Below are 23401 nucleotides of genomic sequence, written 5' to 3'. Positions count from 1 at the left end.
CTTTTCACTCCTCATGCCCAGTCGCGGCAGACATATTTGATTTCGGTAAACTCTTCCATTCCCCGTCTTGCCCCCTCACGGCCCAGACCGGATTGTTTGGTGCCGCCAAAGGGGATCGGCGCGCCGGTGACCTTGGTGCGATTCACCGCCACCATGCCAAATTGCAATGCACGAGATACGCGGTAAATACGGCGTGGGTCATGGCTGTGCAGATACGCAACCAAACCGTATTCGGTGTCATTGGCCCGGGCGATCACCTCTTCTTCGGTATCAAAGGGCGCAATGGCCGCCACAGGGCCAAATGTTTCCTCTGACATAACCACGGCATCGGCAGTCACGTCGGTCAGAACCGTGGGCTGATAAAACAGCGGGCCGAGAGGATCCCTTGCACCTCCGCACGCCAGTTTGGCCCCCTTGGCCAGCGCATCGGCGACATGTTCTTCCTGCTTTTGAACCGCCTTTTCATTCATCAGAGGGCCGATGTCGGGGTCGTCCATACCGATGCCAAGGGACAGCCTGCGGGTCGCTTCGGTGAACTGCGAGCAGAATGCGTCGTAAATTGAGCGCTCCACAAATATCCGATTGGCGCCAAGACAGTCCTGCCCGGATGTGGCGAATTTGGCCTTGATCGTTTCAGAAACCGCAATTTCAAGATCGGCCCCTTTGAACACAATCACCGGTGCATGCCCGCCTAGTTCCATTACAAGTTTTTTCACTGTGTCGGCGGACTGACGGTAAAGTAACCGTCCGATTTCGGTGGAGCCTGTGAACGAGAGTGCCCGAACACGGGTGTCTTTCGTCCAAGGTTCGACCACGGTCGAGGCCTGGCCGGTGACCACGTTGAACACGCCCGCCGGAATACCCGCCTTTTCCGCCAGTTCAGCCAACGCGAGGGCCGAAAACGGGGTTTCACTTGAGGGGTGAGCCACAACCGTACATCCCACGGCCATGGCTGCTGCTGCTTTGCGGGTCAGCATGGCAGCAGGGAAATTCCACGGTGTGATCATTGCCACCACCCCGACCGGCTCTAGCCAAACCTCAACCTCGGCATCGGGCAGATGGCTGGTGACGCCTTCAACATTGGGTCGCTTGGCCTCTTCGGCGTAGAATTCTACAAAAGACGCAGCATAATCAATTTCACCGCGCGCCTCGGACAGAGGCTTGCCCTGTTCCAGTACCATGATCCGTGCCAGATCTTCTTTGTGGTGCAGCATCAGGTCGAACCAACGGCGCAGAATGGCGGATCGGTCTTGTGGCAAGAGGCCAGACCAGGTCGGAAAGGCAGCTTGTGCCGCATCCACGGCGGCAGAGGATTCCTCTGCCGAAAGGCTGGCGGCCTCACCGATAACATCGCCAGTTGCCGGATCGGTGACGCGGATGGTGTAACCCGACGAAGCTGCACACCATTTACCATTCACATAGGAAAAACTGCGCACCAAAGATTTGTCAGCAATATCATCGCGCGCAGAAAGTGCGGTGTTTTTCATGGATGCCTCTCCCTTGTTGCCAGACAACCTCGGGTATTTCAGGCGAAGGATGAGACCAAATTTCGGGTCCAAAGCAGAGTATTCTGCTGTAAATCATCTCTCAGGCAGAGGGTTACTCCTGCCATCCAGCAATAAGGGAAATCGGCGGAACGCCCTGCCCCTTCACTGGTTTGGTGACAATATAGGTAAAATATTTTTCCAGACCTATGTCAGCATTGAGCATTTCATCAATCAGGCGTTGATAGGCATCGATATCGCGCGTCACTATTTGCAGGATGTAATCAAATCCTCCGCCAAGCGCCCAGCAGGCCAACACTTCTTCATAGCGTTGCATTGCGGCCTCAAAAGCCTGAAAGCTGGCAGCGGTATGATCGGACAGTTCAGCCGCAACAAAGACAGTTACATGTGGCCCAAGTTTGCGCAGGTTGATCTCGGCTCTATATCGCTTGATCAACCCGGCTTTTTCCAACTTTTTCAGCCGCTCCCAGCAGGGGGTGGGCGACAGGCCAACGCGGTCGGCCAAAGCCGTTTTTGTGATGCGCCCCTCGGTTGAAAGCACCCGTAGAATATCCAGATCGCGGGCGTCGAGCCGCATGGTCTCACCTCCGGGGAATAAAGTTATCCAACTTTCAACCCGATCACCGCCGCGCAATCGCCCGCTTTGATAAGACCGGGAAAGTGGCGACTGATCAAAAGGCCCGTAACTTTGGCGCGGTATTCAATCGGGGCAATCCCGGTGCGATCAACCGGCCAAACGCGGGCCACAACATCGCCTTGGCTGACCTGTTCACCAAGATCAACCATCGGCTCGTAGAGGCCATCGTTTTCCGAGAACACGAAGCAGTTACCATCGGGCATATCCAGGCGCACGGTTGGATCAATCTGCATCTCGCCCTTCAGGATTCCTGCGTGGATCAGCACATTGCGCAGGCCCTTTTTTGCAACAGCAATCGACTTGGCTGTTGCAGAGCCACCACCGCCCAATTCTGTTGAAACCAGAACCTTACCCATATCTTCGACCGCGGTGTCGTACATTCCGACATTGTCGATCTCCAGTAGCTGCACCGAATAGGGGGCGTTAAAGGCGGCCATCGCGGCGAAACAGGCCGCTTCATTGGCTTTATTTTCAAGGATATGGGCCGCCGCGAAGGGCACGAAATCCAGCGTTTTTCCGCCCGAGTGAAAATCCACCGCAATATCGGCCATTGGCAAAAGAACGCGCTGGAAATAGTCGGCAATCTTTTCGGTTGGGGTGCCATCTGGCCGGCCCGGAAAGGCACGGTTCATATTGCCTTTGTCGATGGGGGACGTGCGTAACCCGGCGCGAAAAGCGGGATAATTGAAGGCAGGCACGATGATCACGCGTCCGGTGATGTCCTCGGGCTTTAGCTTAACCGTCAGTTCTTGCAACGCCACGGGCCCTTCATATTCATCGCCATGGTTGGCGCCGGTCAGCAAAGCCGTAGGCCCATCTCCGTTTTTGATAACCGTTAGCGGGATCATAATTGACCCCCAAGCACTGTCATCCCGGCTGTAAGGCAGCCGTAGGAAACCGTGGTGGATACCATCGCTATCCAGCGGGATCGTCGGGGAAATTGGGTTGGGTGTCACTACTCAATCCTTCACAACCATTTTGCGGGGCACGTTGGCCAGGCACTCATGGCCGGTCCTGGTGATGCGGATGCTTTCAGTAATCTCAAAACCCCAATCCTCCATCCAGAGGCCGGTCATGAAGTGCAGGGTCATGTTCTCCTGCAGAACCGTCTTGTCGCCGGGACGAAGCGAGAAGGTCCGTTCGCCCCAGTCAGGCGGGTAGCTGACACCGATCGGGTAACCGGTGCGGTTATCTTTGGTGATCCCGTATTTCTTTAGCACGCTGAAGAAGGCAATAGCGACATCCTCACAGAGGTTGCCCTCTTTTGCAGCCTCCAGCCCGGCCTCCATGCCCTCAAGCACAGCCTTTTCAGCGTCGAGGAATGTTTGCGTGGGCTTTCCAAGGAAGACCGTGCGCGACAGCGGGCAGTGGTACCGTTTGACGACACCTGCGATCTCGAAAAACGTACCTTCGCCGGATTTCATTGGCTGATCGTCCCATGTCAAATGCGGGGCTGAGGCATCCGCGCCTGAGGGCAAAAGTGGCACCAGAGCGGGATAGTCTCCGCCCGCACCGATCTGTGCGTCATAGCGTAAGGCCGCATCATAGATTTCGGCCACCAGATCGCATTTGCGGATGCCCGGCTCGACCTTTTCAAAGATACGTTCATGCATACGGCCCACAATGCGGCCTGCTTGGCGCATGTATTCCAGCTCGGTTTCAGATTTTACCGCGCGCTGCCAGTTGACCAACGCAGTCGCATCGGAAAATTTGGCATTTGGCATGTGGTGCTGTAGCGCGGCAAAGGCCGCAGCTGTGAACCAGTAGTTGTCCATCTCAACGCCGATATGGCCCTTATCCAGCTTACGATCGGCCAGCTGTGCCGACAGGTAATCCATCGGGTGACGTTCGGTGGATTGTACATAATGGTCCGGGTAACCGATGATATTGGCGGGATCCATAAAGCAGGTGCGAAGCGCGCCATTGGCATCTTGTCCACGGCCGTACCAGACCGGCTCGCCAGTGAGACTCAGCACTACGCATTGATGCACGTAAAAAGACCAACCGTCATAGCCGGTCAACCAGTTCATGTTCGAAGGGTCCGTCACGATCAGAAGGTCAAGCCCACGTTCGGCCATGGCGGCGCGGGTTTTTGCAATGCGCTGGCTGAACTCATCGCGTGAGAAGTGGAGTTTTGATTCTGGCATAGAATTAATCCGTTGTTAGCTTGAAAACGTGGTGCCTTTGCCTGAGTTTTCCGCGCGCTGGCGAGCAAGCGTGGCAATGGCGGTATCCTGGACACCCGTACCTGTCAGGTCAGCAATAATGATGTCACTGTCGGATTGTCGCCCCGGCGCCTTGTCGGAGGTGATATCACCCAGTTCAGCAAACCTGCCATCAGCCGGGAAAATGCCCACCGCAATGGCGCTGCGCAGCTCGCCTTTGAGGGCGCATTGGGCTTGGCTGTCGGGCACATAGAGCGTTGCCTTGGCAAGACAACCCGGGTCAAGCTCGACCTTGTGTTCCTGATCCGAACCCATCGCAATGACAAGCTGCCCCGGTTGCAGCCAGTCCGCTTTGATCAGCGGAATGTCCGAAGGGGTTGTCGTGACAATGATATCTGCCGAGGACACGGCACCCGCCCTATCAGTGCTGGCCGTGACGTCGACCCCAAGTTCTTCGCGAAGGCTGGAAGCCAATGTTTCGGCCTTGGCCGCATCCCGCGCCCAGATCACAGCGCTTTCGATGCCGCGCACAAGGGTCAGCGCCTTGAGTTGTAGCTTCGCCTGCACACCAGCACCGATGATACACGCGCGTGTCGCATCCGCGCGCGCAAGGTGGCGCGCAGATACCGCTCCCGCAGCGGCGGTGCGCACATCCGTGAGATAACCATTATCCAGAAGCAAAGCTTCCAGAACGCCAGTGGTGCTTGAGAATAGCACCATCAAGCCTGATGTGCTGGGCAGGCCCAGCTTGGGATTATCGAAAAAGCCAGGACTCATCTTCATGGCAAAGCTGTCTATGCCGGGGACATAGGCTGACTTTACACATACCTCACCGTTATGATCTGGAACCATCAGTGTCATGATTGGCGGCATGACCACTTTGCCCCCGGCCAGTGTCGAAAAACCCTGTTCGATGCAGCCCACTGCATCGATATCGAGCGGCACCAGATCGCGCAATTCGGTTTCTGTCAGAATTTTAATCTGCGCCATTTTAGCCCTCCGGCGTCACATCTACATCTTCGCCGGAAATGATCCGGTGATGCAGCTGCATGTCGATGTTTTGCCCCGAGATCAGCGCGACGCACCGACCTGGGTCTTTGATTTTTCCCGCCAAAAGCGCGGCAATGCCGACACTGCCGGACCCTTCAATGATCTGACGTTCCTGCCAATAGGCGTGACGGATGGCAGCAGCAATCTCGGTCTCGGTCACAAGAATCAGATCATCAACAAAGGCACGAGTCATGGCAAAAGTGTGCTGGTTGTCCAATCCAACCCCACCGCCCAGCGAGTCGGCCAGTGTCGACAGTTCTTCGACCAGAACCGGTTTCCCCGCCTTCTGGCTTTCATACATAGCCGCCCCGCGCTCCATCGAAATTCCGATAACGCGGACCTGCGGATTAACCGCCTTCATCACCATGCCGACGCCGGAAATCAGCCCGCCGCCCGACAGCGGCACCAGAACCGTTTCAAGATCCGGGGATTGTTCCAGCATTTCCAGTGCAACGGTGCTTTGCCCGGCAATGATATCGCGATGATCAAACGGGGGAAGCATGACCATCCCATCGGCGACCAGCCTGTCAACTTCTACCTGTGCGTCATCCTGAGAACGCCCGACAATGCGCACCTCTGCGCCCTGCGCCTTGATCCCATCCACTTTGTTTTGTGGAACCAGCTCGGACATGCAGATGATGCACCGCACCCCGGCCTGCTTTGCCGCATAGGCCAAACCGCGCCCGTGATTGCCCGTCGATACTCCCACCACACCTTTGGCGCGCTGCGCATCGCTAAGTGACAACACAGCATTGGATGCCCCGCGCAGCTTGAAACTACCGGTGATCTGGCCTTGCTCCAGCTTGAGGCGAATATCACTGCCCGTGGTTTTGCTCAGCACGTCTGAAGACATCGTCGGTGTAACCCGGATCGACTGTGCGATCCGCGCGCGCGCAGCAAAACTATCCTGAAGTGTGATTTCAGAGCTCATCTCTTGTCCTGACTTTCTTCCTATTTACTGAACAACATACCGCCCGCGGGATAATTCGAAGTAATCCCAAGATGCCTCATGCAGCGCCAAACCATCGCCTGATTGGAGGTAACAACCGGTTTGCCAAGCCGGGCCTCCAATTGTGCGACACATGGGGCGGCACGCACCGCCGTACAGGAAATAAAAAGCGCATCAGCATCGGGATCGCACGCAGCAACACCACCTTCGATAATGCTGTCCATTGAGACGCGCGCCATGTCGCGATCATCGGACAATCCAAAGCAAACAGCGTTCACCACGTCGAGGCCGTGTTGCGAGAAATAGGTGACCAGAGAATCCGTCACATCCTGCGTATAGGGCGTAAGAACGCTTACTTTTTTTACCCCCAAAGCCTCAAATGCATCAAAGGCTGCCGAGCTGGGTGTGACGCAAGGCGTGCCCGGCTTTGCGCTGTTCATGTGCTCGGCCACTCTGTCGTTCCCCAAAACTACCGAAGCTGCCGTGCATCCATAGACCAATACATCTAGCGCCTCGCCAGGCAGAATCTCTGCTGCGGCATCGGTCAGCAGCGGCCCTGTCTTCAAAAGGCTTTCATGTGTGGTTGGGTTTTCAAACCCGATCCGGTTTACATATACGCCCACATCATGCCCTTGCAGAATGCGTGCGAAGTCAGTTTCCGTCGTATGATCCGTGGCCAGCGCGACCAGCCCGATACGATGTGTGACAGGGCGAGCATCCAGCGCGAGAGCCACAGACGAAGTCGAAGATTGTATATCCAAAGCCATTGCCATCCTCACACCACCAGAACCGGGCATTGCGCAAGGCTGGTCACCTTGTGAGAGACGCTGCCCAGCAAATAACCCTCAATCGATCCCAATCCTCGGCTGCCCATGACGATCAGGTCATTCTCATGTTCTTTGGAAAAGCTGACGATAGTTCGCGCCGTTGGCCCGCCTTTGACAAAGGCCCGGATGTTCTCGCACCCTGCCTCGTGCGCAATGGACGCGCCGCGTTCAGCAGTTTCCTTTGCGTGATCGCGCATGATCCCGTCAATATCATCAGGCTTTTCTGCATCGATGACATACATCGATCCTTCCAGTATCGAATGATGACGGTAGAGCGTCAGTACCAGCATTTCCGCATCACACAACCTAGCCAATTCAGCGGCTTTGCGAAGGGCGGCCTCTGATCCTTCAGACCCGTCAAAAGCAGCGAGTATTGATTTGAACATTTGTCGCTCCTTTTATTTGTTAAATGCGATGTCGCGCAAAAACAGTGCCACCTGCGGGAAGAAGATCATCAAGACCGAGACACTCAAAAGCATGATCACGAAAGGCGGCGTTCCTCTGATTACTTCCAGATAGGGACGTTTGAATACCGCTACCGCCGTGAAGATATCGCATCCGAACGGCGGGGTGGCCGAGCCGATGGCGGCCTGCAATGTGATCAAAGTGCCGACCAGAATTGGGTCCAGTCCGGTTTTCTCGACCACGGGCGCAAAGATCGGAACAAAGATCAAGATGACCACGATGGGATCCACGAACATACAGCCGATGAAGAACGCAATCGCGATTGTGAACAGGACGCCGATCTGCCCCATTTCATCAATGCCAAGAGCGCCCAAAATCTGTTGCGGTATCTGCGCGAATGACAGAACCCAGGCAAAGGCAGCACCTGCCCCCACCAAAATAAAAACTACCGCCGTTACCATGCCCGTTGACAGGGCGACCTGGTATAGGCCGGTGATTTTCATTGTTTTGAAAATGAAGACTTCCAGCAACACCGCATAGGCCACGCTGATTGCTGCGGCTTCGGTCGGGCTGAAAACGCCGAAGAAGATGCCGCCGATGATCAGAACCGGGAAACCCAGCGGCCACAAGGCCCGTTTCACCGCTGCCGCGCGTTCGCACCATGTGGCGGCCGGTTCAGTGGGGACGTCATTTAATTTGGCGTAGATCATACTGTAGACAGAGAACATGAACAGGATTAACAATCCGGGCCCGATGCCCGCGATGAACAGTTCAGGGATGGAGGCCTTGGCAACTACACCGTAGATGATCATCCCAATACTGGGCGGGATCAGGAACGCGATGTCACTTGAGTTGACGATCAGGGCCAAAATGAAAGAATCCTTGTAGCCACCTTTCAGCATTCGGGGCCTGAGTGGCGTTCCCACCGCAACGACCGTGGCTTGGGTGGACCCGGACACGGCACCGAACAATGCGCAAGCCGCAGCTGTACTGACGGCCAACCCCCCTCGAACATGGCGAACAAAGGCCATGACCATATCAATCAGCCGCCCTGCGGACTGGCCACGTGTCATGATATCCGCTGCCAGAATGAACATAGGAACGGCGATCAGTGAAGAGGGCCGGATGCCACCCAACATTTGCTGAATCATAAACTCGGTTTTGTCGATTGTGCCAAACAGCTCGATCACGCCGATGAACGCGCCGGCAATGAGGGGAACCATCATCGGAAACCCCATAAGCAGCAGGACAACCATTGCGGAAAACATCAAGAGTGCCATGGTTAAAGCTCCACTTCCAGTTCCCGCGCATCTGCTTCTCGCAGATCAGTTGACAGATAGATTTCAGGTTCCTGAAGGTTTTTGATGAAAGTGAGCGCGTATTGAACCCCGGTCACAAACAGCCCAATCGGCACCCAGAGGTAGCTGAGATAAACAGGGAATCCGAGGGCAGGATAGACCCGCCCCTTGGCGTACATGCTGATGATGTATTGCACAGCGTACCACGCCAAGAGCAGCAACAGCACAGCGGTGACTCCCGTGACTACAACCATCAAGATTTTTCTGACCCGTTCGGGTAACGCGTCTGAGATGGCGGACATGCGGATATGCCGACCATGGCGCGCGGCGTAGCCGATACCAGCAAATGTCACCAACAATATGAATATACTGTTCAACTCTTCGGCGAATATAATGGAGTGGTTGAAAACAAACCGGCTGATGACATTTGCGATGGTGTTGACTGCCATCAGAATGACGCCTGTGGCCATGATCACCCGCTCAAGCGCAGCGATCCCCTTGTCAATGCCATCAACAATTCCGGCAAGGCCCGACTTTTTCTTCGTCGTTTCGCTCATATTCCCCCCGAACATTCGCAATATAGGCTGATCGCCGGTCTACTATTTCCAAATTGCAGGCCCGAACTATGGTTCTGGGCCTGCACCGATTTTTCAGATGAACACATCGCAAACGTGATGGATGCCTGTGGCAAAGCGCTACTGCTGCGCAGCCGCTAGATCCTTCTTCATTTGCTCGAGGATGGCAGCGCCGCGTTCGCCCGCTCTTTCGACAAAGGCTGCTTCGACCGCTTTTGCACGTTCTTTAAAGGGTGCACGCTCTTCCTCGGTTAGCCGGTTTATTGTGTAGCCCGGATTGCTCTCCTGAATTTTTGCCAGACCGGTTGCATCCAGTTCGACGGCAACATCAAGAATATAATCGAGTGCGACTTGCGACGCATTCTGAACAAGTTCTTTGTCCGCATCGCTTAGCGCGTCGTAAAACTCTGCATTTGCCATCACAGCAGTCGTGTACTGACCATGTCCGGTATAGGTCATCACATTAGTCAGGTTATCCAGATCATAGGCCTCGATCCAAATTGCCGGGTTTTCTTGCCCGTCAACCATTTTAGTTTTCAGTCCGCCGATCAGCTCGCCCCAAGGCATAGCAATCGGGGAAGCGCCAAAGGCCGTGTAAGTCTCCAAAAGCAATGGTGAGGTCATGGTCCGAATTTTCATACCTTCCAAATCGGCAGGTGTCCGAAATTCCTCCATTGTGGTGACCACCATTTCACCTTCCGGGAACACCGACAACAATTCCAGTCCCTGTTCGCGATAGATGTCGTGGAACATCTCGTTTACAGCGACGCCTTCTTTGAAAAACTTGCGCACGACTTGAGGGTCCGTCGGCTGGATATATGGCACCAGAAAGGCTTCGGCCTCTGGGATCAATGCACCGGTGAAACCTGGAGATTGATCAATGAACTGCAGCAATCCAGCCTGGGCCTGCTCCATGGCGTCGGCCGATTCACCAAGCGTACCCACAGGATAAATCTGGACTGTGTGATCCGAGTTGGCTTCGATTTCCTCTTTGAACTTGGTGGCGTACAGGCCTTGCGGATCTGTCAGCCCCTCTTCCATCGCATAGCGCCAATTGTCCGCATAAGCGGCAGTTGAGGTTAGCAATGCAGCAGCAAGGGGTGCGCAGACGCGCAGGGCAAAACGTGCAGTCTTGGTCATCATATCCTCCCAGATATCACCTTCTTTGTTAGTGATGTTCCACCACATCCCGAAGATTGTACTGCGAGTCAATTATTATATTGTTGCGCTACATTCTAATAAGCGAATTGCGGCAAAGGCTCGCGTGGGCGCAAAAGTAAACCGGCCAGAAGCTTCAGAGCTTGGCGAAAACGTTCGATTTCGCGAATGCTTCCCACCGAAATGCGCACTGCATTTGTTGGGGTAGCCTTGGGAGAAAGGAATGGGCTTTCGGGGGACACCGCAACATTTAGTTCGCGGGCATGGGCGACAAAACTGTTGGAATCCCAATCTGGAGGGAGCTGCAACCAAAGATGCAAACTGGCCGGATGGCCCGTCCATTTAAAACCAGCAAGCTCTTGCGTTGCTATGTGATACCGCTTGACTATTTCTGCGCGCTGCCAATCCGCCAGCGCTTGTGCTGTGCCATCTTCCACCCAGCGTGAGGCAAGTTCGCAGATCAGCGGCGTTGCCATCCAACCAAATACGATCAGTCTCGCTGTCAATGCAGGAAGCAAATGGTCCGGAGCAACGGCATAACCCGCACGCAACCCGCTGACCGTGCATTTGGTGAACGTTGTCAGGTAGACCGACAGTTCTGGTGCGAACATCGAAACAGGCGGCTGGCGATCCGCTGCGACCGGACCAAACGCATCGTTTTCAATAATATGCAGCCTATGTTTGCGGGCGATTGCAGCAATTTGGCGCCGACGTTCCTCTGGCATCATATGTACATTAGGGTTGGCAAGAGATGGTAATAAATACAATGCTTTAGGAGACTTATCAACGCACGCCCTTTCCAATGCATCGGGCAGGATTCCGTGCTCATCAGTTTCAAGGCCAACATGTCGGTATCCGAAATATGCGACACTCGAAACCAAGAGGTGATGCGTGACCATATCTGACAGAATGACGTCGCCAGGACGCAATATCGCAGACATTGCTGCCGACATTCCATGCGTTACCCCGTTCGTCATGAGGACTGAATCTGCATTTGTCTCAAGGCCGCAATGTGAAAGCCATTTGACTCCCGTTTTTCGGTGAGTTTCGTGGCCTACATTCGGGCGTGTAGAAAGATATATTGCCGGGTCGAGCCCGGCATGCAAAGTCCTCAGCGTTGATTGCATCGCCTCAACATGCAGGCCATTAAACAAGGGGCGCGAAATCGACATGTCGAACAAGTTTCGAGGTTCTGACTCTAACTTGAATGGCTGTCCGTCGGTTTTGTCAGTGTCGACAACATAGCTGCCACGCCCAATCTGACCATCGATCAGGTTTTGGCGACGCAGAATGTCGTAAGCTTTGCTGACGGTATTAACGCTCAACCTCAGGTCATCGGCCAGTTTCCGGTGTGTTGGTAATTTCTGTCCCGGTGACAAACTGCCGTCTTCGATCGCGCCTGCAATCATCGTGGCAAGGCTCGTATGCAGCGGTGAACTCAGCGTATCTCGGGATGGTTTCCAATTTGTCATGCGACAATAGTAACCAATTCGAATTCGCGAACAAGCAGATCAATCACCAAGAGCTTCACAGGGGTCGGAATTACAGCTTTTTGTATGTGTCTCCCTTGGGAAGAAAGAAGTTGCTGTGACCGCGGATCTATCACTTGGTTTTCCTACACATCTCAACACGCCAGTATGCGCGGATTGTCCGGGACTGGATGAAGCCCATTGGCTTTGGGGCCAGCGCCTACGGAACTCCCTCAATGCGCCGAACCAAAGTCACGCAGTTCGACAAGAAAAGACAGGAAATCTTCGGGCGATTCAGTTGCTCTTGGGTCATGCAAAGATGGTAAGCACGGTTCGGCATCTGAGCGTCGAGCTTGAAGACGCCTTTGCCATCGCAGCAGCAATCGAGATCAAGAGCTTGTAGACCAATTTTGAACCGGCCATCTGCTGCTGCGCATCTCATCGAACCTGATGTTCGTTGTTAGCGCAAATTCGAACCCACCCCCAACTCGCAAGTTGAGGGATTTTTGCTCCGCGTCGCATAGAGAACAGACACGCGTTTAGCGACGTTTCTACAAGATGAGATGTCCTCGGCTGATTCCATACCTCAATCTACGGATCGCATTCTTGCGGGAGTTGCACTGATGCTTGGATTTTGCCTCACCGCTCCTTTGCTGGACGTAGCTGCAAAACTCGCGTCGGCTAGCGTACCAGTTGGGCAGATTACGGCTGCTCGCTTTGTAGTGCAGTGCGTGTTGATGGCCCCGTTCGTCTGGATAATGGGGCTGTCGTTGCATGTAGCGCGAGGCAAATTGATCGTACTCGCATTCCGCTCATTACTTTTGCTGTTCGCAACTTTTTGCTTCATTGCTGCCATCCGTGTGATGCCACTCGCCGATGCGTTGGCGATCGTGTTTGTGGCCCCGTTCATTGTCTTGTTGGTTGGTAAGTTTTACCTTGGTGAAGACGTAGGTCCGCGTCGTGTCGGGGCAGCTCTTGTCGGGTTTGTTGGGGTAATGTTCGTCATCCAGCCCAGTTTCGCGGCCTTCGGCGCGGTTGCAATAATTCCGCTTGGTACGGCAGTTGCTTTCGCTTTCTACATTCTTGTGACGCGAGGATTGTCGCGTCGGATGCATCCCGTAGCTCTGCAATTCCACACTGGCCTGATTGCCAGCCTGTTTTCCATTCCAATCTTAATATTTGCGCAAGGCTCTGGTTCGGAGCTGTTCGATCCTGTTTGGCCGACAGACATCGCTTTGTTGTGGCTTTTGGGAGCTGGTTTTTTTGCAACGGTGAGCCACATGATGATGACCTATGCGCTTTCGTTCGCGCCTTCGGCCACATTGGCGCCTTTGCAGTACTTTGAGCTGCCGGTAGCGACCCTGTTCGGCTATCTTGTCTTCAATGACTTCCCGAACACGCTTAGCCTACTTGGTATTGCAATCATCATCAGTGCAGGGCTGTACATGATTCATCGCGAAAGAGTCGTAGCCAGACAATTGGTCACAGAACGTGCAGCACCCCCAATCTAAAACTACTCTCTCTCGCGGCCCATTTCAGACATTTGAGCAAAGCAGAATTTGGGATGACCGCTTCCGCCGAGTTAGCCCCGGTACATTGCACAACATCGGGCGGCTACGGCCCTTCGCAAACCAGCGGGAAGGCACCGATTTCCGGAATCGTGAGCGTGCCTACAGTGACGGATTCGTCTCCTTCGACAGCGGTTATCAATCGAACAGAGGCAACGATCCGACTGTATTCGGGATCGGCAAAGTCGATAACAGTACGCATATCGACATCGGCCCCCTGTGCCACGATGATTGGTATCGCACCATCGACTTCAGTAAGGCTCCAGTGTTTGCCGTCTGCGTGAATGGTCGCGCTTACGACTGCGAGACCAGGGACAGTTCCCAATCCGACATCAAATACAGCGCCTGATCCATCAGGGGCCTCGCAATACAGCCCAACAGTTGCGAATGCCGAGGTAGCCGAAAGGAGCGCTAGGAGCGCCAGTGCAGTAGTTCTGATCATGAACTTTCCTTTTCGTTCGCAATCCGGTCAAAATATATCTTTGGTTCAAAGTTCTCAATAAGCGCGTCTGAACGCGGGTCAAAGAAGCAGAAACACCAGCACCCTCAGACCACTACGTTGCCCCAAATTATTGGCACCGCACGGCTGGAACTTGGCTGGTTCCAGTGAGATTCTGCGCGTTGACAATGTTGCGACCTGTGTTGCCGTTTGGCCGCTAATCAGTTGCTAGGCCCGACTGATAGAAATCAAAATAGACCCGGACTCTCTGCATTTGATGAGAATCGCGCGCCGGACAAGAGCGGGGAATGCCCCATCACGAAAATCAGCGTCGTAATTTCCTTTAGAACGGCGTGGGGCATAATGAAGCTGCAGGCGTTGTCTTGTGTGTTCCGCTGCATTAGCGTCCGGAATCATGGTCATCCGACGAAACACATTTGCGCTATTGACGAGTCTTCTGGTCATTCTGGCCGGATTTGGTGGCGAGTCTCATGCCTGCGTCGGGCTTCACTGCGGGGACCATATGCAATCGGCGGGACACTCCGCCGCGGTGAAAAGCATCCCTGACATCTCGGCCCAAAGCAGCCATCACGACACGGATAATGCCGGAACCGGAGAGTGTAACCCTTCGCTTTGCCAAGCCGTCGTACTGATCTCGCAGAACAGCCAAGTCGTGTGGAATCAATATCAGCTTGACCGAGAGTTCCAGATTGGATTCCAATCCAAGTTGACTGAACCAGATAGCCCCTACAGACCCCCTGACCTTTGAAGCTGCCAAAATCCGCGCGCGCCTAAGTGACCGGCCCTTGCGGCTGTTTGCGATGTGCCGCAGCACTTCCAGCTTCTACAAAGTCAGGTTCAACCCATGAAGAAAAGTCACGTGTTAATCGGCGCTTGCGTCGTCTCGGCTGTTGCCGCTTTCATAGTTTTTCGTTCAGACCCAATCGAAGAAGCCAGCCCCCAGGCGGCAGTTTCAAGAGACGGCCTAGTCGCAATTCAGATGCCGCCTATTGAGGGCAATGCAGCAATCGGCCAGCGGGTCTTTGATGCCTCCTGTGCCACTTGCCACGGTGTCAATGCGGTCGGAATTGACGGCGCAGGACCGCCACTGATCCACAAGATATACGAACCTAGTCACCACGCTGATGAAGCGTTTCAGAGGGCGGTTTCACAGGGTGTAAGAAGTCACCATTGGCAGTTTGGAGACATGCCACCCGTCGACGGCTTGACGCGAGGTGACGTCGCTATGGTGATCGCCTACATTCGCGAAATCCAGCGCGCCAACGGAATAAATTGAGGATAGCCCCATGAAGAAGATTGTAACGCTTATACTCTTGGCCGCGCTCCCCAATTTTGCGCTGGCGCATTCCAAGGCCACAGAAACAACACCTGCAGATGGAACCACAGTAACGATTGTGCCCGCTGAAATTGGCCTCAATTTCTCGAAAGACATCCGGTTGACCCGGATAGAGATGGCACATGAAGAACACGGGGCAGTACGACTGGATCTAGGCGACCAGGCAAGATTTGCTCAGAAGTTCAAAATTCCACTGCCAGGCAATGGCGCGGGCACCTATGTCATCGAGTGGCGCGGTTTAGGTGAGGATGGTCATGCTATGCAGGGCGCGTTTACCTTTACTGTGGAATGAGCATGCCAGACATCTGGGGAATTGCTGCAATCCTCGCAAAGCTAGCACTCTATATCGGCTTTGCGGGGGCCACTGGCCTTGTGATCGTTAAGTGTCTCTATTCCAGCTTGGTCACACCGATAAGCCTGGCGATGAAACGCCAATCCATGGCCTTGGCGTGGCTTGCCCTCATCGCGACGGCACTGGGATTCATGCTTAGTGGTGCCCTCCTGACAGGCGGAGCGGATGGGCTGGTCGACCCCGAAATGCTTGGATTACTCTGGCAGACTTCCGTAGGCGATGTATTTGTTCTTCGAGTGATAGGCGCAGCAATGATCCTTGTCGGATTGTCTGTTCCGCGCTTTGGTTTAGGGATCGCACTTGTGGGTGGCACGATGGCTCTGTGGTCCTTTGCACAGATCGGGCACCTATCGGATCTAGAGAATTTTGGTACCCAACTCTTGTTACTAGCACACCTGATCTGTGTAGCTTTCTGGGTAGGCATCTTCAGCCCGCTGCGGAGTATGGCTCTTCAACCTGAGCAAATTGCAGACGCTGCTGCACTTGGGCATAGGTTTGGCCAAGCTGCGGCACTGATGGTACCCGCATTGATCGTCGCAGGTTTCTGGATGGCTTGGTTGCTTGTTGGTGATCTCCGAGCGCTCATCTCCACTGGTTATGGGCAGGCCCTGTTGCTCAAAGTACTATTTGTAGGGCTGCTATTGATCCTAGCCGCCGCGAACAAGCTTCGATTTGTTCCGGCAATGCTAGACGGAGATACCAAGGCGGCGCAGCACCTCGCCCGTTCCATCGAAGTTGAGGCGCTGATCGTTCTGGCGGTGCTGACAACTACGGCGACACTAACAACCGTTCTGACGCTTCCGAATTGAGGTGGGTGGAGATGACCAGGCACTTATTTATATTGGTCCTATGCAGCGTTTATTCCAGCGTTGCCGCGGATCATACGTTTACAGACAGAGACGTGGCGAATGGACAGAGGCTCTACGTAGATCAATGCGCCGCGTGCCACGGCGTTAACCTGGAAGGCCAACCCAACTGGCAAACACCGGGTGAAGACGGTGTGATGCCTGCGCCACCACATGACGTGACCGGGCACACATGGCACCATGATAGCCTGCTTTTGTTTGACTACACCAAATTCGGCGGTGCAAAGACACTGGCCGCACGCGGCGTCAAGAATTTCAACAGTGGCATGCCGGGTTTCGAAGGCACTTTGACTGATGACGGCATATGGGATGTTCTGGCTTATATCCGTTCCACATGGCCGAAAGATATTCAGCAGGCACAAGCCAGTCGCAACCTCGCACACGACTAGAGGCAGGCCAACACGAATGTCAGAGACATCATCTGTGTGGGATGCCTGAACGTTGGCAAATCGCAATGTTCAGGAGGAACTATTTTCCGGAGCTCGAAATCCCAAAAGCCTTTCGATATTTGGGAATGAAAATATCTTTCCCCTTTATCTTGCGTGTGATCCAGTCACCCACTGTCACAAAAAGCCAGCTGCTGCCGATGACCGGCCCAAGGGGCACCAGAATGGGTGCTTTTTTCCAGGGCGCGTAGGGTTTCTGACTTTCAACGGGTGCGCCCTCGATTACTTTCTTAAGCGTTTTGATCAGCCACGGATTCTGCCGTGCCGTTGCTACGATTGTCATTCCGTCGCCAATGTCGGCAATGTCACCGCCGACGAAGACATTCGGATAGCTTGACGGTCGCAACCATTTGTCGGTTTTGACCCTACCCAATGCATCAGCCGACACGCCCGGAAGGCTTTGAACCAAAGACGATTGGGGTTTCGATCCAACCACCGGAAATATAAGATCTGCCGCAATCACTCTACCGTCGGTCAAGCTCACGGATCCTTCGTAGGGCCGATCCAAATGGCGTAAATCCTGCGCCCTCTGGCCGAGAATGACAGTGACGCCCAGCCGTTCCAACTTACCTTTGAGCTGCGCGCCTAGCTTGGCCGGGTACTTGGGAAACAAGGTATCATCCGACGAAACCAGGGTGATGGATTTACCCGGATGTGCCGAGGCGGTTTCGCCCGCAAGCTCTGTCCCGACAGCGCCTGCCCCTACGATCACAACTGAATTCGCTTTGGCCAATTGCGCGCTGACGTCTTTGCTCGCTTGCTGAAAATCCGCAATGCTGTCACCCGACGGCTTGAACGGCGCTGCATAGGATGATCCGGTGGCGATCAGGATATAGTCCGCCGGAAAGACAGCTCCAGATTCCAAAGTGACCTCGGTTTCAGAGACCGAAACGGCGCGCCCGCGCACGACCTTACCCGATTGAAGCAGATTGTCGTATGGCAGGATGAGCTGGTCCAGCAAGGCGGGTTCAACCAGCGCGCGGATCGCTGCAGGCGGATGCACGAACGCTTCGCGTTGCTCAATCAGGGTGACGTCCGCGCAAGCGTCCAGTTCCCGGGCAACTTCAAACCCGACATAGCCCCCGCCAATGATCACAATTTTCTTCTTCGCCATAGGGTCCCCCCGTTGCGGCATAACGTTCTGACCCCTATCTAAAAATGCACGTTCACACGAACAAGTACGGTCATATAGGATACTGCCTTGAAACATGATGAGTTAGAGGATCATTGTCAGATCGAAGCATTGATCTCAGCGATCTCAGGTCGATGGAACCTGTTGATCATCTACTGGCTTTCGCAGGGGGACTGCCGGTTCAACCAGCTTCAGCGAAACCTCGGACGCATCACGCATCGAACGTTGACGCGCCAGCTGACCGAGTTGCGGACGACGGGCTTTGTCTCTCGCAAAGACTTCAAGACCATACCGCCGCATGTCGAATACAGCCTCACACCTCTGGGTCAAAGCCTGCTTCCACTGCTGTATGAGATGCATCAATGGGCGGCGCAGAATGCGGACAAGTTACCGGAACCGAAAGATCTTTCGAAACAACTAGGGCGATGACCTAGCCCATTGAACAGGGGCCAGGCATCTGAAGGGGCAAGACCAAGATCTATGTCAAAGCCCGACCAATATCTCTGGCAACCATGTCGCCACTTCGGGGATCAGGATGATAACCAAAAGAACCAGCATTTGCGCCCCTACAAAGGGCAACACGCCGCGATACATCTGCCCATAGCTCATGTCACGCGGAGCGATTGAGCGAAGATAGAAAATCGACGGTGCCATTGGCGGTGTCAGATACGAAGTCTGAATCACCACTAGAACCATCATGGCAAACCAGATCGGATCGATTCCGGCGGATTTCACGATCGGGGCAAAGATCGGAATGAAAATCAGAACGATCGACACCCAGTCCAGTACAAAGCCCGCGAAAAAGACCACCAACAAAAAGAATGCGATGATACCGGCATTGCCATACCCGATCCCGGCAACGGTATCGCGCACCAGCTGTCCGCCTCCGGTGACCGCAAAGATGCTGGTGAACATCGTGCCTCCGGCCACGATCAACATGATCATAGCGGTGATGCGCAGGGTCACATTCAGTGCCTCGGACATCAGTTTCAGGTTTAGTTCCCGAAACATCAAAGCCAGCAGGATCGTACCGGCGGCCCCGACTGCGGCAGCTTCGGTAGCCGAGGCAACACCGGCCAGAAGCGAGCCCAGCACCAGGACAATCAATGCCAGCGGGGGCAACAATGCTGTCAACGTCACCTTCATCTTACGGCCGGTTGGCATCGCGCGCTCTGCCTGTGGCAACGGAGGAGCGTCAGCAGGTCGGACCATGCTGCGCACCAAAATATAAATCACGAAGAACACCACCATCAGCAAGCCGGGCAGGATAGATGCGGCAAACAGCTTGCCAATCGACAGCTGCGCAATCGACGCATAGACGACCACAATGACCGAGGGTGGAATTATTGTCCCCAGTGAGCCCCCTGCACAGATTGTTCCCGCGATGAGGTCATTACGATAACCCGCTTTGGTCATGGCTGGGATGGCCATCAACCCCACAACTATCTCGACCGCACCTACAACACCGGATGCGGCGGCGAAAACTGCGCACATTGCAATCGTCGACAGCGCCAATCCACCGGGCAAGCCGCCCAGCCACAACTGCAATGCAAAGAACAGACGTTTCGCGATCCCCGAACGCTCAAGTATCGCCCCCATGAAAATGAACAGAGGGATTGCTGCCAGTACGAAATTCGAAGCCGTATGAAGCAGCGGACCATAAAGCTGCAAAAAGATCAGCTCACCGAACACCATGTAGCCAAAGGCGACGGAGATGATGATGAGCGAAAAGGCCACCGGCACTCCGGCAAAGACCAGCACAAAAAGGGCTGCAAACATCAGTAATGGTGTCATTGGTTTTCTTCCATGCCGTCCAGTTCGCCGGGCGCCTCACCAGGGTTCTTGCGCCCCGAAAGCAACTTGATCGCCTCAGCCAGGAATTGCAGCGCCAAGGCCGCCAGACCAACGGCGATGACCGTGTAAAACGGCCAGACAACCGGCGCCCAGGGGCTGACGCTTTCGACCTCTCCGGTGATCAGTGCTTTCCAGGCTTTTTTGCTTGCAACCCAGGCAAAGATGGTCGTGATCGGTGTCATGACCAACAGAAAGACAGCACCGTTCAACAGCTGCTGCGCCCGCATCGGCATACGCTGAGACAGAAAGTCGATTCTGACATGCACGTCACAGCGCAGGGCATAAGCCGCCCCAAGCAGAAAAACCGAACCGTTCAGCATGTACGAGATATCAAACGCCCAAAGCGTCGGCGCACCAAACGCATAGCGAGCAACAACCTCGTACAGCATTGCCACGATCAGGGCAAAAATTACGCATCGACCCAGCAGGGCCAGCGCCCCGGCAATCGCGTCGATGCCTCTGAGAATATTGGTCATGTATGTCCCCGGAAACGGATGACCGGCACGAATATCCGGTCATCCAACCAATGTCAGGGCAGAGCCTATTCGGCGCTGTCGCGAACCAAATAACCCGAATTCTCGGCCCAGTTCGCTTGATAGGCGAGGTAGCTGTCCAGAACCTCTTGCATCCGGGCGCTTCCGTCTTCGGCTTTTTTGGCAGCCTGGCTACGTGCCCAATCGCGCCCGGCGGCACGAATCTTTTCGGATTCCGCTGGTACCATGTTGATGATTTCAACTTTGGTGTCGCGGAATGCAGCCATGGCTTGAATGTCTGCGTGACCGAAATGTGTGAAGCTTTCGTATGTTGTCAGCTTGGCCGCTGCGGTAACCTGAAGCTTGATATCCTCGGGCAGAGCATCCCAGGTTTCCTGTTTGACGAAGACTTCCCACAGGAAGGACGGCTGATGCACGCCGGGCATGATCATATAGGGCGCAACCTCGTGGAAACCTTCAGAGATATTGCCTCCTGGTGTCGACCATTCGACCGCGTCCACACCCTTGCGCTGCAGCAAAGTGTAGATTTCATTTCCCGGGACAACCGTCGGAACGCCGCCAAAGCTTTCCTGTAGAACAGCGGCCCATGCGCCCGAGGTCCGGTATTTGACGCCCTTCAGATCGCTGGTTGTTTCGATCTTGACGTTCGAATGCGCCATCACTTCGGACGTACCGACCCCAACGACCAGCGTGTGCAGACCCATTTCTTCGCGGCGGAAATCCTGCAGCATCTGCTCACCGCCGCCTTCATAGATCCAGTGCAGGGTCGCCTCGCCGGACATGCCACCGGGGAAGCTGGCGAAAACGGCATTGGTCGGGTCCTGGTTTACCAGATAAGACGGCGTGGAATGTCCGGCTTCGACGATGCCGTCCTGAACTACTTCATACGCCTTGAAGGCCGGGGCCAGAACGCCCGCGCCAAAAGGTTGGACATGCATGCGCCCCGCGGTCAGTGTGTCCACATTAGCCGCAAATCGTTCCATGAAGTTCTGGTAAAAGAATGAACCTTCACCAATCGCTGCGGTCATCTTCCATTCAATTTCTGCGGCGCTTGCGGGCATTGCAAGCGTGGCTGTTACCGCCAGGGCGGCAAAGTTCGAGAAGAGTTTCATCTTGTCCTCCTGTTATGGGCCAAAGCCCGATTTTGCACGTCGAATGACGCGGAATTTCCGGTGATCTGCTTCTATGGCAGAGTGTTGCGGATGATACGGAACAGCCGATCTTGGTGTCCCTGCCCGGCCCCGTTCACCGGGGCCAAAGCCTTTGATATGGCCGAGGAAATTTCTAGCCTCTGCCCTGTGGTTCACCGCTTATTGCGTCGAGCCTTCCAGATCTTCGGGGCTGAGTGCGGCGGGCATGTTCTGATATGCTACGGGTCGCAGCCAACGGCGGATGGCCATTGTGCCGACGCTTGTTGCGCCGAAATTCGTGCTGGCAGGATAAGGCCCCCCATGGACCATGGACCCCACCACCTCGACCCCGGTTGGGAAGCCGTTGAACAGCAACCGCCCGGCCTTGCGCTCCAGAATCGGGAAGAGTTGCTGCGCCAGCGCAGTGTCGCTGTCATCCATCTGGATCGTGGCGGTAAGTTGCCCGTCCAGCTGGGCTGACAAGGTAACCATCTCTTTTTCCGAGCCGACGCGCACAATCAGCGATGCGGGCCCAAACACTTCTTCGCTGAGGCTGGGATCAGCCAGAAACGCTTCGGCATCGGTTTCGAATAGCGCCGGTTCAGCTGAACGGCCTGCAGTGGAACCTTGATGGATCGTGCGCACGGCGGGATGTTCGGCCAAATGCGATTGGCCGGATCGAAATGCCTCGGCAATCCCATCGGTCAGCATGGTCTGTGATGGCACTGTACTCAGAGCACTCGCAGCAGCATCGATAAATTGGTCAGCATCATCGCCTGTGATCATCACGGCAACGCCCGGATTGGTGCAAAACTGCCCTGCCCCCATGGTCATCGACCCCGCCCAGGCTTTGCCGATCTCTTCACCTCTGGCGGCCATAGCGTTTGGAAGAACAAACATCGGATTGACCGAGCCCAATTCACCAAAGAACGGGATCGGGTCTGGGCGGGTTGAGCAGAGGTCAAACAGCGCCCTGCCTCCGGCCAGCCCACCGGTAAAGCCCACGGCACGGATTGCCGGATGCTTTACCAATGCTTCTCCGATGCTGCGGTCCCCACCTTGCACCAATGAGAATACGCCGTCGGGCATACCGGTCGCCCTGGCCGCCGCGTGGATGGCATCAGCGACGATTTCGCCGGTGCCCGGATGGGCGGGGTGGCCTTTGACCACGACCGGGCAACCTGCGGCCAGTGCCGATGCGGTGTCACCTCCGGCAACCGAAAATGCCAAGGGGAAGTTCGAGGCGCCAAAAACAGCCACCGGGCCAACCGGGCGCTGCATCATCTTGATGTCAGGACGTGGGGCGGGTTGGCGATCCGGCATCGCCAGATCATGGCGGCGCTCTAGATACGCACCATCCTGGACGAATTCGGCAAACATGCGCAACTGACCAACCGTGCGTCCCCGCTCGCCCTGAAGACGCATCTCAGGCAGACCGGTTTCTGCACTGCCAATGCTGGTGATGGCCTCGGCACGGGCCTCGATCTCATCCGCGATAGCATTCAGGAACTTGGCCCGATCCGCTCGGCTGCGATTGGCGTAATCTCCAAAGGCGGCCTCGGCTAGGGTACAGGCCTGATCAACCAACTCAGGCGTTCCCGCAGCAAAGTTGCTCCCCTCACCCGAGACGGGGCTGGAGGCAATGCTTTCATCAGCTCCAACCCACTGACCGCCAATCAAGTGCTGACCGCGAAAAACATATCCATTATTCAACGACATACCCAA

24 protein-coding genes and 1 pseudogene are annotated in these 23401 nt (G+C 55.0%); 7 read left to right on the top strand and 18 right to left on the bottom strand.

Annotated features, from left to right (window positions below):
* Positions 1 to 11 precede the first annotated feature (11 nt).
* The 12 genes from AC2FHW_RS13985 to ehuR form a co-directional block, all read right to left on the bottom strand.
* Positions 12 to 1487: an NAD-dependent succinate-semialdehyde dehydrogenase gene (locus AC2FHW_RS13985; RefSeq protein ID WP_496822086.1), complete on the bottom strand. Its 1476-nt coding sequence runs from the start codon at positions 1485 to 1487 to the stop codon at positions 12 to 14.
* Between the two features lie 112 nt (positions 1488 to 1599).
* Positions 1600 to 2082: an Lrp/AsnC family transcriptional regulator gene (locus tag AC2FHW_RS13980; RefSeq protein WP_271950061.1), complete on the bottom strand. Its 483-nt coding sequence runs from the start codon at positions 2080 to 2082 to the stop codon at positions 1600 to 1602.
* A gap of 23 nt (positions 2083 to 2105) precedes the next feature.
* Positions 2106 to 3098 carry a N(2)-acetyl-L-2,4-diaminobutanoate deacetylase DoeB gene (doeB, locus tag AC2FHW_RS13975; RefSeq protein ID WP_271950059.1) on the bottom strand — a complete coding sequence of 331 codons (993 nt, stop codon included), beginning with the start codon at positions 3096 to 3098 and terminating at the stop codon, positions 2106 to 2108.
* 3 nt (positions 3099 to 3101) lie between these two features.
* Entirely contained in the window at positions 3102 to 4289 is a 1188-nt protein-coding gene (gene doeA / locus AC2FHW_RS13970; RefSeq protein ID WP_271950057.1) for an ectoine hydrolase DoeA, read from the bottom strand.
* 15 nt (positions 4290 to 4304) lie between these two features.
* Positions 4305 to 5297: an ectoine utilization protein EutC gene (eutC, locus tag AC2FHW_RS13965; protein ID WP_271950056.1), complete on the bottom strand. Its 993-nt coding sequence runs from the start codon at positions 5295 to 5297 to the stop codon at positions 4305 to 4307.
* Position 5298: 1 nt separating this feature from the next.
* Positions 5299 to 6288 (bottom strand): hydroxyectoine utilization dehydratase EutB, encoded by a 990-nt coding sequence (gene eutB / locus AC2FHW_RS13960; RefSeq protein WP_496822084.1) that lies wholly within the window; start codon positions 6286 to 6288, stop codon positions 5299 to 5301.
* A gap of 20 nt (positions 6289 to 6308) precedes the next feature.
* Complete coding sequence (gene eutA / locus AC2FHW_RS13955; protein WP_271950052.1) at positions 6309 to 7073, bottom strand: ectoine utilization protein EutA; 765 nt, start codon at positions 7071 to 7073, stop codon at positions 6309 to 6311.
* Positions 7074 to 7081: 8 nt separating this feature from the next.
* Positions 7082 to 7519: a universal stress protein gene (locus AC2FHW_RS13950; RefSeq protein WP_142637858.1), complete on the bottom strand. Its 438-nt coding sequence runs from the start codon at positions 7517 to 7519 to the stop codon at positions 7082 to 7084.
* Positions 7520 to 7531: 12 nt separating this feature from the next.
* The gene (locus tag AC2FHW_RS13945; RefSeq protein ID WP_271950050.1) at positions 7532 to 8818 is read right to left on the bottom strand and encodes a TRAP transporter large permease; all 1287 of its coding nucleotides are present in this window, start codon (positions 8816 to 8818) and stop codon (positions 7532 to 7534) included.
* A gap of 2 nt (positions 8819 to 8820) precedes the next feature.
* A complete protein-coding gene (locus AC2FHW_RS13940) occupies positions 8821 to 9393 on the bottom strand; it encodes a TRAP transporter small permease (protein WP_496689997.1) in 573 nt (190 codons plus the stop codon).
* Between the two features lie 138 nt (positions 9394 to 9531).
* Complete coding sequence (dctP, locus tag AC2FHW_RS13935; RefSeq protein ID WP_271950046.1) at positions 9532 to 10551, bottom strand: TRAP transporter substrate-binding protein DctP; 1020 nt, start codon at positions 10549 to 10551, stop codon at positions 9532 to 9534.
* A gap of 95 nt (positions 10552 to 10646) precedes the next feature.
* Complete coding sequence (gene ehuR / locus AC2FHW_RS13930; RefSeq protein ID WP_142637850.1) at positions 10647 to 12041, bottom strand: MocR-like ectoine utilization transcription factor EhuR; 1395 nt, start codon at positions 12039 to 12041, stop codon at positions 10647 to 10649.
* Between the two features lie 143 nt (positions 12042 to 12184).
* On the opposite strand from ehuR, the pseudogene AC2FHW_RS13925 reads away from it, so the two are divergent.
* A pseudogene (locus AC2FHW_RS13925) lies at positions 12185 to 12441 on the top strand (site-specific integrase); the annotation flags it as partial.
* 160 nt (positions 12442 to 12601) lie between these two features.
* Complete coding sequence (locus AC2FHW_RS13920; RefSeq protein WP_334223312.1) at positions 12602 to 13549, top strand: DMT family transporter; 948 nt, start codon at positions 12602 to 12604, stop codon at positions 13547 to 13549.
* A 103-nt stretch (positions 13550 to 13652) separates the two neighbouring features.
* On the opposite strand, the gene AC2FHW_RS13915 is transcribed toward AC2FHW_RS13920, so the two are convergent.
* Entirely contained in the window at positions 13653 to 14048 is a 396-nt protein-coding gene (locus tag AC2FHW_RS13915; protein ID WP_142637846.1) for a hypothetical protein, read from the bottom strand.
* Positions 14049 to 14910: 862 nt separating this feature from the next.
* Here AC2FHW_RS13915 and AC2FHW_RS13910 point away from each other — a divergent pair.
* The 4 genes from AC2FHW_RS13910 (at position 14911) to AC2FHW_RS13895 (ending at position 17009) form a co-directional block, all read left to right on the top strand.
* Entirely contained in the window at positions 14911 to 15342 is a 432-nt protein-coding gene (locus AC2FHW_RS13910) for a c-type cytochrome (protein ID WP_496822096.1), read from the top strand.
* A 10-nt stretch (positions 15343 to 15352) separates the two neighbouring features.
* Positions 15353 to 15694, top strand: coding sequence for a copper resistance CopC family protein (locus tag AC2FHW_RS13905; protein ID WP_142637842.1), 342 nt, complete (start codon positions 15353 to 15355; stop codon positions 15692 to 15694).
* Entirely contained in the window at positions 15691 to 16563 is an 873-nt protein-coding gene (locus tag AC2FHW_RS13900; protein ID WP_246097244.1) for a CopD family protein, read from the top strand. Before AC2FHW_RS13905 ends, AC2FHW_RS13900 begins: the two co-directional genes overlap by 4 nt.
* 92 nt (positions 16564 to 16655) lie before the next feature.
* Complete coding sequence (locus AC2FHW_RS13895) at positions 16656 to 17009, top strand: c-type cytochrome (protein ID WP_425472001.1); 354 nt, start codon at positions 16656 to 16658, stop codon at positions 17007 to 17009.
* Between the two features lie 79 nt (positions 17010 to 17088).
* Here the strand turns inward: AC2FHW_RS13895 and AC2FHW_RS13890 are convergent, their stop codons facing one another.
* Positions 17089 to 18180: an NAD(P)/FAD-dependent oxidoreductase gene (locus AC2FHW_RS13890; protein ID WP_271950036.1), complete on the bottom strand. Its 1092-nt coding sequence runs from the start codon at positions 18178 to 18180 to the stop codon at positions 17089 to 17091.
* Positions 18181 to 18267: 87 nt separating this feature from the next.
* Here AC2FHW_RS13890 and AC2FHW_RS13885 point away from each other — a divergent pair, with 87 nt between their 5' ends.
* Positions 18268 to 18627, top strand: a complete 360-nt coding sequence (locus AC2FHW_RS13885; RefSeq protein WP_496822081.1) for a winged helix-turn-helix transcriptional regulator — start codon at positions 18268 to 18270, stop codon at positions 18625 to 18627.
* 54 nt (positions 18628 to 18681) lie between these two features.
* Here AC2FHW_RS13885 and AC2FHW_RS13880 read toward each other — a convergent pair whose 3' ends face one another.
* The 4 genes from AC2FHW_RS13880 to AC2FHW_RS13865 form a co-directional block, all read right to left on the bottom strand.
* Positions 18682 to 19992 (bottom strand): TRAP transporter large permease, encoded by a 1311-nt coding sequence (locus tag AC2FHW_RS13880; RefSeq protein ID WP_142637833.1) that lies wholly within the window; start codon positions 19990 to 19992, stop codon positions 18682 to 18684.
* Entirely contained in the window at positions 19989 to 20528 is a 540-nt protein-coding gene (locus AC2FHW_RS13875) for a TRAP transporter small permease subunit (RefSeq protein ID WP_496729064.1), read from the bottom strand. Before AC2FHW_RS13875 ends, AC2FHW_RS13880 begins: the two co-directional genes overlap by 4 nt.
* A 65-nt stretch (positions 20529 to 20593) precedes the next feature.
* Positions 20594 to 21658: a TRAP transporter substrate-binding protein DctP gene (dctP, locus tag AC2FHW_RS13870; RefSeq protein ID WP_271950030.1), complete on the bottom strand. Its 1065-nt coding sequence runs from the start codon at positions 21656 to 21658 to the stop codon at positions 20594 to 20596.
* A gap of 198 nt (positions 21659 to 21856) precedes the next feature.
* A complete protein-coding gene (locus AC2FHW_RS13865) occupies positions 21857 to 23395 on the bottom strand; it encodes an aldehyde dehydrogenase (NADP(+)) (protein WP_271950028.1) in 1539 nt (512 codons plus the stop codon).
* Positions 23396 to 23401 lie beyond the last annotated feature (6 nt).

The sequence above is a fragment of the Ruegeria sp. YTSA108 genome (assembly GCF_059610185.1).
This window is presented reverse-complemented; position numbering and strand designations above follow the sequence as displayed.